This is a genomic window from Xanthobacter sp. BG11Y11_SDJG (genome assembly GCF_057364445.1).
The window spans coordinates 1-4,525 of sequence record NZ_JBNFNU010000347.1; the positions used below are offsets into that span (position 1 = coordinate 1).

Here is a 4,525-nt window from a genome sequence, read left to right on the forward strand (position 1 = left end):
CGAAGGCGCGCTCGGCGATCTTGCGGCCGAGCCCGGCATATTGCGCCTGACCGCGGTGCGCGTCGCCCGGCGCACCGCGGCGCGCCGCCTTGCCGGTGACGGCGATGGTCTCCCACGCTCCGGCGGCGACTGGGCGTTCTGGAGGTGATGATCTCCACCTCGTCGCCATTCTTCAGCTCCGACACCAGCGGCGCGATGGTGCCGTTGATCTTGCAGCCCACGGCGGTGTTGCCGATGTCGGTGTGCACCGCATAGGCGAAGTCGATGGGCGTCGCCTTGCGCGGCAGCGCGATCAGCCGGCCCTTGGGGGTGAAGCAGAACACCTGGTCGTGGAACAGTTCGAGCTTGGTGTGCTCCAGGAACTCTTCCGGGGAGAGGCCCTGCGACAGGTTCTCGATGGTCTTGCGCAGCCAGGCATAGGCGCGGCTCTCATTGGAGAGCATGGGGCCGGGCTCGCCGGACGGGTCCTTGTACAGTGCATGGGCGGCGATGCCGTATTCCGCGATCTCCTCCATGTCGCGGGTGCGGATCTGCAGTTCCACCCGCTGGCGGCGCGGGCCGATCAGGGTGGTGTGCAGCGATCGGTAGTCGTTGGGCTTGGGGGTCGAGATGTAATCCTTGAAGCGCCCCGGCACGATGGCCCACTTGGTGTGGACCACGCCGAGCGCGCGGTAGCACTCGTCCACGCTCTTCACGATCACGCGGAAGCCGTAGAGGTCGGAAAGCTGCTCGAAGCCGATCGCCTTGCGCTCCATCTTGCCCCAGATGGAATAGGGCGCCTTCTCGCGCCCCTTCACGTCCGCCGCGATGCCGCGCCGGGCCAGCTCGTCCCGCAGCTCGCGCTCGATCTCCTCCACCAGCGGGCCGTTGCGCTGGCGCAGCTCCGAGACCCGGGTGGTGATGCTCTGATAGGCTTCCGGCGACAGCTGGCGGAAGGCGAGGTCTTCCAGTTCCTCGCGCATGTCCTGCATGCCCATGCGCGCGGCCAGCGGGGCGTAGATGTCCAGCGTCTCCTGGGCCACCCGGTCGCGCTTGTCCGGCGGCACCCATTTCAGGGTGCGCATGTTGTGCAGGCGGTCGGCGAGCTTGACGAGGAGCACGCGCACGTCGTCGGCGATGGCGAGCAGCAGCTTGCGCAGGTTCTCGGCCTGCTTGGCCTGCTTCGACACCAGATCGAGCTTCTTGATCTTGGTTAGGCCCTCCACCAGGGTCGCGATCTGGTGGCCGAACAGGCGCTCGATCTCGCTCTTGGTGGCGTCGGTGTCCTCGATGGTGTCGTGCAGCAGCGCGGCGACGATGGTGGCGTCGTCGAGCTTCAGATCGGTGAGGATCGCCGCCACTTCCAGCGGGTGCGAGAAATAGGGATCGCCCGACGCCCTCACTTGGCTGCCGTGCGCCTTCATGGCGTAGACATAGGCGCGGTCGAGAAGCGCCTCGTCGGTCTTTGGATTGTACCGTCGAACGCGCTCGACCAGTTCGTATTGGCGCATCATGGCCGAACGATCCGTCGCAGCACGAGCGGGGCGCGCCGATGGAGAAAATCCGTCGGCGGGCGGCCCCGTTCTTTGTTGTTGTTTAAATATCGGCGCGAAGCGCGGCGCGCGCAAGGCGCGCGTGCGCTCCCGCCGGCAAAAGCGTCAGGCCCACCGCAGCGTCACGGCAGCAGAAGCGTCGAGCCCGTGGTGCCGCGCCCCTCCAGCACCTCGTGCGCCTTGCGGGCGTCCTTGAGCGGGAAGGTCTGGTGGATCGGGATCTTCACCCCGCCGCCCAGCACCGCCTCGAACAGATCGTTGGCGGTGGCCAAGAGATCGTGCCGCTTGGCGACGAAGGTGCCGAGCGTCGGCCGTGTGGCGAACAGCGAGCCGCGCTTGGAGAGGTCGAGCAGCTCGAAATTGCGGATCGCCCCGGAGGCGTTGCCGAACGACACGAACAGGCCGAGCGGCTTGAGGCAGTCGAGCGAGGCCGGATAGGTCGCCTGACCGATGCCGTCATACACCACGTCGCACAGCTTGCCGGCGGTGATCTCCTTGACCTTGTGCACGAAATCCTCGTCCCGATAGAGGATGACGTGGTCGCAGCCATGGGCGAGCGCCAGTTCCGCCTTGTCCTTCGAGCCCACCGTGCCGATCACCGTGGCGCCGAGCTGGTGCGCCCACTGGGTGAGGATGAGGCCGACGCCGCCGGCCGCCGCCTGCACCAGAAGCACATCGCCCGGCTTCACGTGGTGGGTGCGCTTGACGAGATACTGCGCCGTCATGCCCTTCAGCATCATGGCCGCGGCGGTGCGGTCGTCGATCGCCGCCGGCAGGTGCACCAGCATGGCGGCGGGGATGTTGCGCACCTGCGCATAGGCGCCCGGGGCCATGGCGTAGGCGACGCGGTCGCCGGCATGGAAGCCCTCCACCTGCGGCCCCACCGCCTCCACCACGCCCGCGCCCTCGCTGCCGGGCACGAACGGCATCTGCGGCGAAGCATAGAGGCCGGTGCGGAAATAGACGTCGATGAAATTGAGGCCGATGGCGGTCTGGCGGATCTGCACCTCGCCGGGCCCCGGGGCGGGAACGGTGATCTCCTCGTAGGTGAGCACCTCGGGACCGCCCGTCTGGTGAACCCTGACCGCATGGACCATGACGCGCCTCCCGCTTCGTTCTCAAGGGGCCGGATCATAAGGCCGGCCCCGCCGCCCGCAAGCGCCCTCAGCGCCCGCCGGAGATGTTGAGCACTGCGCCGGTGACATAGGAGGCGGCATCCGACAGCAGCCACAGGATCGAGCGCGCCACCTCCTCCGAGGTGCCCGGACGGCCGAGCGGGATGGTGGGCGCGAGGCGCTGGAGCCGGTCCGGCTGGCCGGAACGTTCATGGATGCCGGTCTCGATCAGGCCCGGTGCCACCGCGTTCACCCGCACCCGCTCCGGCCCCAGCTCCCGCGCGAGGCCGACCGTCAGGCTGTCGATCGCGCCCTTGGAGGCGGCGTACCAGACATATTCCCCCGGCGAGCCGAGCCGCGCCGCCATGGAGGAGACGTTGACGATCGCCCCGCCCGCTCCGCCATAGGCGGTGGAGATGCGCCGCACCGCCGCCCGCGCCACCAGCAGCGCGCCGGTGACATTGAGGTCGAGCACCCGGGCCAGCTCCGCCGGCGCGATCTCCGCGAACTTGCTCGCCGGGCCGGTGATGCCGGCATTGTTGACCAGATGGGTGATGCGGCCGAGCCGGCCGTCCACCTCGGCGAACAGCCGCTCCACCTCCTCCGGGCGCGAGACGTCGGCCTTGACCAGAACCACCTCGGCGCCCGCCGCGCGGGCGGCGGCGGCGGTTTCCTCCGCTTCCCGGTCGGCGGAGGCATAATTGAGGGCGATGCGGTAGCCCTCCTGCGCGGCCTGCCGCACGGTGGCGGCGCCGATGCCCCGGCTGGCGCCGGTGACGAGCAGCACGCGATCGGACGGCACGGGATCTGAAGGCACGCGATCTGACATGGAATCCTCCCCAGGTGGTTGAGCCTCGCCCCTCCCGGACCTCTTCTTATTCTTTGTTTCTGACCGTTCACGCCTTGGTTCTGGCGGGCCTCCGCGCGGCGCCGGCGCCGGCCGGTGGCGGCGACGTTGAGCGCCTCCACCGTCACCGAGAACGCCATGGCGGCATAGATGTAGCCCTTCGGCACATGCACGCCGAAGCCGTCCGCCACCAGCGTCACGCCGATCAGCACCAGGAAGGCGAGCGCCAGCATCTTGGTGGTGGGATGGGCGGCGATGAACGCGCTCAGCGGCCCCGAGGCGATGAACATGATGCCCACGGCGATGATCACCGCCATCACCATGATCTCCACATGCTCGGCCATGCCGATGGCGGTGAGGATGGAATCCACCGAGAACACGATGTCGATGATGACGATCTGCCCGACCAGCAGGAAGAAGCTGCGCCGGGCGCGCTCGCCGACGCTCATCTCTTCCTCGAATTCGTCCTCGCCCTCCACCGTCGCGTGCATCTCGTGGGTCGCCTTGGCGATCAGGAAGGCGCCGCCGCCGATCAGGATCAGATCGCGCCAGGAGAAGTCGTAGCCGAGGGCGGAGAACACCGGTGCCTTCAGCCCGATCAGCCAGGACAAGGCGAACAGCAAAGCGATGCGCATCACCAGCGCGGCGGACAGGCCGATCTGCCGGGCGCGCAGCGCCAATTGCGGCGGCAGGCCCTGCACCAGCAGCGAGATGAACACCACATTGTCGATGCCGAGCACGATCTCCATGGCCGTGAGCGTGACCAGCGCCGCCCAGGCTTCCGGCGAAGCGATCCATTCCATGGCTGAGGCCCCCGAGGTGGCCTTAGTTTTCCCGCTCTTCCGTCCCGTCATCAAGGGGACTTTCGGCACATCCGCCCTGCGCGGGGGCTGGGTCAACCGGCCGCGCGACCGCGGCCTGCCATGGGCTTATCATGGCGCCCGCACCGCCGGACGGCCGGCGCGACGCGGGACAGGACGAGACGGGAGCGGCACATGGACCGGACCAGCTTCGACGTGGCCGGTGGTGGG

The 4,525-nt window shown here is 68.5% G+C and carries 2 protein-coding genes and 2 pseudogenes; all 4 read right to left on the reverse strand.

Annotation, left to right across the window (positions count from 1 at the left end; translation table 11 throughout):
- Positions 1–1,493, reverse strand: a pseudogene (locus tag AC2W7M_RS20335) (RelA/SpoT family protein); the annotation flags it as partial.
- A 161-nt stretch (positions 1,494–1,654) separates the two neighbouring features.
- Positions 1,655–2,629 carry a quinone oxidoreductase family protein gene (locus AC2W7M_RS20340; protein WP_486134444.1) on the reverse strand — a complete coding sequence of 325 codons (975 nt, stop codon included), beginning with the start codon at positions 2,627–2,629 and terminating at the stop codon, positions 1,655–1,657.
- A 67-nt stretch (positions 2,630–2,696) separates the two neighbouring features.
- A complete protein-coding gene (locus tag AC2W7M_RS20345) occupies positions 2,697–3,476 on the reverse strand; it encodes a glucose 1-dehydrogenase (protein WP_486134446.1) in 780 nt (259 codons plus the stop codon).
- Between the two features lie 89 nt (positions 3,477–3,565).
- Positions 3,566–4,297, reverse strand: a pseudogene (locus AC2W7M_RS20350) (TerC family protein); the annotation flags it as partial.
- Between the last annotated feature and the right edge of the window lie 228 nt (positions 4,298–4,525).